A 4,417-nucleotide genomic window follows, 5' to 3' on the forward strand; every position below is an offset into this window, starting at 1 on the left:
CGCGGGCTTCCCATTCGCGGGTCCATTCGTACCCCTTGAAGATCGGGCCGAAATAATCGTCCTGCCACTTGCCCTGATCGACAGCGACACCCAGCAGCGGAACGTGGCTGGAGCCTACGCCAGCGGTAATCTTGGCCATCTTAGTTGGCTCCTTTGTTGGCCTCGGCGCCTGCAGCGGCGAGGTTGGCCTTGATCGAGCGATTGCCTTCCGGCGAACGGCCGCCATCCAGCATCATCTGGCGGTATTCCGGCCAGGTCATGTCGGTCATGGTGCTGACCGCTTCGGCAAAAGGCAGACCATCCGACGAGAACAGCTTTGACAGGAAATAGACGTTGCCGCCCAGATCCAGCAGCGTGTTGTAGTCACGCTTCAGCAGCGCCTGCTTGGCATCTTCGCTGATCTTCCACTCATCCAGATAAGCGCGTTCATCGGCCTTGAACCGTTCGCGGTTTTCGGCCTTCATCAGGCTCATCGCGAACTGGTTGATCCAGTATCCCTTGCGGGCGCGCGCGGCGGTATAGACGCGGGTGCCGGGAATATCGTCCAGTTCGGCAAGGTATTCGTGGATGTTCTGCTTGGGCGTTGCTTGCGTCACAGGCCCCTCTCCTTCAGCTTGGCGTCGAGGCGCGGGAACACGCGGCGCGCGTTGCCCTCGAAAATCGCGTGGCGTTCAGCGTCCGTGATGTCGAGCGCATCGACGTAACGCTTGGTGTCGTCAAAATAGAAGCCGGTGGTGGGATCGATGCCGCGCACCGCGCCGACCATTTCCGAACCGAACAGGATGTTCTTGTTCTCGATCACGTCGGCCAGCAGATCGACGCCGGGCTGGTGATAGACGCAGGTATCGAAGAACACGTTGTTCATCAGGTGCGTATCAAGGCCGGGCTTCTTCAGCATGTCAGCCAGACCGCGATAGCGTCCCCAGTGATAGGGCACCGCGCCGCCGCCATGCGGAATGATGAAGCGCAGGGTCGGGAATTTGCTGAACAGATCGCCTTCCAGCAACTGCATGAACGCAATGGTATCTGCCGCGATGTAATAGCCGCCGGTGGCGTGCATCGCCGGGTTGCACGAACCCGAAACGTGGATCATCGCCGGAACGTCCAGCTCCACCATCTTTTCATAGAACGGGAACCAGTATTCGTCCGTCAGCGGCGGATGCTTGAAGTGGCCACCGCCCGGATCGGGGTTCAGGTTGCAGCCGATGAAGCCCAGTTCATTGACGCACCGTTCCAGCTCGGCAATCGAGCTGGTCATGTCCGCTTCGGGCGACTGCGGCAACATGCACACGCCTGCGAAGATATCGGGATAAAGCCCGACAACGCGCGCGATCAGATCGTTGCAGACCTGCGCCCACTTCACCGCGACGGTCTGATCGCCCACATGCGGGGCCATCGCGCTGGCGCGGGGCGAAAAGATCGTCATGTCCGCGCCGCGCTCTTTCAGCAGGCGAAGCTGGTTCGATTCAATCGTTTCGCGGATTTCGTCGTCCGAAATGTCGGGATAGGCGGGGCATTCGGTCCCGGCCTTGAACGCGGCCTTCTGCTTTTCACGCCATTCGTCGTGCGCCTTGGGCAGCACGGTGTAATGGCCGTGGCAGTCGATGATCATGGTCATGCGACTTCAGTCCTCTCTGGGGTAAATTGAATGGTCTTGCCCGCCTGCTCCCGCTGGCGGCGCACGGTGCCGCTGGTCATCAACGGCTCGATGCCAAGGCCTTCCAGCGTTTTGCAGCTTTCTTCCATTTCCGCCGCGCGGCGCAGGCCATGCGTGGTCATGCGTTCCACATTGTATTCGGCCCGGGTGAACCAGCTATCGCCCTTTTCGCTGGCGTCGAGCGAGGACAGCACTTCGTCCACCACGCCCGCCTTGGTCGCGGCCAGCATCATCTCAGCGGTCAGCGCTTCGACGCCTTTGACCATGATCGACCGGATCATCTTGATCGCGCTGGCCCGGCCAATCTCGTCACCAACAACGCGGGTCTTGGTAAAGCCTGCCGCCTGCAAAAGCGCCTCAGCCTCAGCCGCATGTTTGCCGGAAATCAGAAGCGGCACGTTCATTCGTGCGGGGTGGACCGGGGCCAGCACCGCCACATCGACATAACGCCCGCCAGCCGCTTCGATGGCCTTGGCCGCCGCGCGCTTCGTGTCGGGGGCTATCGAGTTCATGTCGCACCAGATCGCCTGCGGTTTCAGCCACGCGGCATAGTCCTGCGCGGCGGGCAGCGCGGAATCAGCCGTGACCAGCGACAGCACCACATCGGCATCGGACAGCGCGCATTCGGCGGTGGCGCAGGCAACGACGCCTGCCTCTTCCATCACTGCACGACGTGCCGGGTTGATATCAAAGGCCATCGCCGCAGACTCCCAGCCTGCCGCCTTGGCAAAAGTGGACCCGGCCTCACCGAAGCCGATCAGGGCAATAACACTCTCCATGTCGCCGGTCCTGCGTCGCGCAGGCCAGAGTCACAAATGCAAACATCGCCCAAGCCATAAATTTATGCAAAGCCTTCCGCCGCAACCTCGCGCAGCAGCGCTACGAAGGCAGCTTGTGGCGCAGTCGGTCGCCACCCTTCGCGGGTGGTAATGCCGATGGTCCGCATCACCGGCACTGGGGGCGGCAGCGTGGCAAGTACGCCTGCCTGCAATTCCACCGCCAATTGCGCGGGCGAAAGCAGCGTCAGCGCGTCCGAACCCAGCAGCAGTTGCCGAACTGTCAGCACCGATCCGCACTCGATCCCCACGTGCGGCGGCTCCACCCCGGCGGCGCGCATCATGCCTTCCCAATAGTGGCGCAATGGCGTGTCGCTCGCCGGGAGAATCCACGGAAAGCGGGCAAGCGCCGCACCATCTGTCGCGCCTGCAAGCAGCGGGTGCCCGGCCCGCATCACCAGCGCGGGGCTGTCTTCGAACACAGCCTCCTGCGCCAGATCATCCAGCGATGACGCCTCGCGCCCCCCAATAGTTCTGAGCGCGCCTAGCATCAGGTCCACTTCGCCATCGCGCAGGGGGCCGGAAAGTTCGGCATGGCTTCCTTCCACCACCGCCACATCCACCCCGGGATGACGCGCGGCAAAGCGCAGGATCGTTTCAGGCAGCCACCGTGCACGGCTCAGCGGCATGGCCCCTACCACCAGCCTTCCCGCCGCTTTGCCCTGCCACGCCGCCACTTCGGCAAGGCCGCTGCGCAGTTCCGCCATTGCAAGGCCAAACCCGCGCGCGCGCCGCTCCCCCGCAGGCGTCAGCGCTACTGACCGCCCGCGCCGATCCACCAACCGCTGCCCCAGCGCTACCGAAAGGTCAGCCACGGCGCGATGCAGCGACGCTGACGAAAGTCCCGTCGCTTCTGCCGCAACGGCATAGCTTCCCGCCCGCGCCAGCGCGAGGAACGCCCGCACCTGCGTCCCCGTCACCCTTGGCGAGCCGACTTGCGCAATCGCCGCCTCGGCACGCGGAGCCAGCAGCAGCGCCGGTTCGGTCGGCGTCATCCCCGCAGGCCCGCGCTCGAACAATGCGCAGCCCAGATCTGCCTCAAGCCGCGCAATCGCCTGTGTCAGTGCAGGCTGCGTCAGGTTCACCGCCCGCGCCGCCCGCGTAACGCTGCCGTGGCGCACCGTTGCCGCGAAAGCTGCGATATGCCGGATGTTGATTGCGTGCGTGGCCATGCCCACTCGCTTAGCATTTCCTTATGGATCGGAGCAAACATTGCATTGGTCGCCCTCGCCCCGCAGTCGCATGGAACGCGCGAAGAGTTTCATTGGGAGCCGGAAATGTCGGGTATCGTCGTCCAGAACATCGAACGTGCCGATCCAGCCGTGATCGACGGCCTTGCCGCCTGCGGCGTCGCCACTGTGCATGAAGCGCAAGGGCGCACCGGCTTGCTCGCCAGCTACATGCGCCCGATCTATCGCGGCGCGCGCATTGCAGGCTCCGCCGTCACGATCAGCGCCGCACCGGGCGATAACTGGATGGTCCACGTCGCCATCGAACAGTTGCAGGCGGGCGACATCCTCCTCCTCGCCCCCACGTCCCCGTGCGAAGACGGCTACTTTGGCGATCTCCTCGCCACCAGCGCACAGGCGCGCGGCTGCCGGGGTCTGGTGATCGATGCTGGCGTGCGCGACGTGCGCGATCTTACGGAAATGGACTTCCCCGTCTGGTCCAAAGCCATCTACGCGCAGGGCACGGTCAAGAACACGCTGGGCAGCGTCAACGTCCCCGTCGTCTGCGCCAATGCGCTGGTGAACCCGGGTGACGTCATCGTCGCAGACGATGACGGCGTCTGCGTCGTTCCGCGCGAAAAGGCCGCCGAAGTGCTCAAGGCCGCGCAGGCCCGCGAAGCCAACGAAGGCGAAAAGCGCGAGAAGCTGGCATCCGGCGTCCTCGGCCTCGACATGTACAAGATGCGCGAACGCCT

5 protein-coding genes and 1 pseudogene are annotated in these 4,417 nt (G+C 63.9%); 1 reads left to right on the forward strand and 5 read right to left on the reverse strand.

Going from position 1 to position 4,417, the window contains the following annotated elements:
* The 5 genes and pseudogenes from ACOVQ0_RS08015 to ACOVQ0_RS08035 all read right to left on the reverse strand — a co-directional run.
* Positions 1–139 (reverse strand): annotated as a pseudogene (locus ACOVQ0_RS08015) (protocatechuate 3,4-dioxygenase); the annotation flags it as partial.
* Between the two features lies 1 nt (position 140).
* Positions 141–596: a protocatechuate 4,5-dioxygenase subunit alpha gene (gene ligA, locus ACOVQ0_RS08020; RefSeq protein ID WP_268169812.1), complete on the reverse strand. Its 456-nt coding sequence runs from the start codon at positions 594–596 to the stop codon at positions 141–143.
* On the reverse strand, positions 593–1,618 hold the full coding sequence (locus ACOVQ0_RS08025; protein ID WP_421882606.1) for an amidohydrolase family protein: 1,026 nt from the start codon (positions 1,616–1,618) through the stop codon (positions 593–595). The genes ligA and ACOVQ0_RS08025 overlap by 4 nt, the downstream gene beginning before the upstream one ends.
* Positions 1,615–2,436 carry a DUF1932 domain-containing protein gene (locus tag ACOVQ0_RS08030; protein WP_421882609.1) on the reverse strand — a complete coding sequence of 274 codons (822 nt, stop codon included), beginning with the start codon at positions 2,434–2,436 and terminating at the stop codon, positions 1,615–1,617. Before ACOVQ0_RS08030 ends, ACOVQ0_RS08025 begins: the two co-directional genes overlap by 4 nt.
* 62 nt (positions 2,437–2,498) lie before the next feature.
* Positions 2,499–3,665 carry a LysR family transcriptional regulator gene (locus tag ACOVQ0_RS08035; RefSeq protein ID WP_421882611.1) on the reverse strand — a complete coding sequence of 389 codons (1,167 nt, stop codon included), beginning with the start codon at positions 3,663–3,665 and terminating at the stop codon, positions 2,499–2,501.
* A gap of 105 nt (positions 3,666–3,770) precedes the next feature.
* On the opposite strand from ACOVQ0_RS08035, the gene ligK reads away from it, so the two are divergent.
* The coding region (ligK, locus tag ACOVQ0_RS08040) for a 4-carboxy-4-hydroxy-2-oxoadipate aldolase/oxaloacetate decarboxylase (RefSeq protein WP_421882613.1) at positions 3,771–4,417 on the forward strand (647 nt) is incomplete at its 3' end.

Origin of the sequence: Novosphingobium sp. (assembly GCF_049240505.1) — a bacterium.
Lineage (GTDB): Bacteria > Pseudomonadota > Alphaproteobacteria > Sphingomonadales > Sphingomonadaceae > Novosphingobium.

Excerpts from the sequence above, each read along its gene's own strand:
- ACOVQ0_RS08025 (WP_421882606.1), bottom strand. The coding sequence starts at position 1,618 with ATGACCATGATCATCGACTGCCACGGCCATTACACCGTGCTGCCCAAG.
- ACOVQ0_RS08030 (WP_421882609.1), bottom strand. The coding sequence starts at position 2,436 with ATGGAGAGTGTTATTGCCCTGATCGGCTTCGGTGAGGCCGGGTCCACT.
- ACOVQ0_RS08035 (WP_421882611.1), bottom strand. The coding sequence starts at position 3,665 with ATGGCCACGCACGCAATCAACATCCGGCATATCGCAGCTTTCGCGGCA.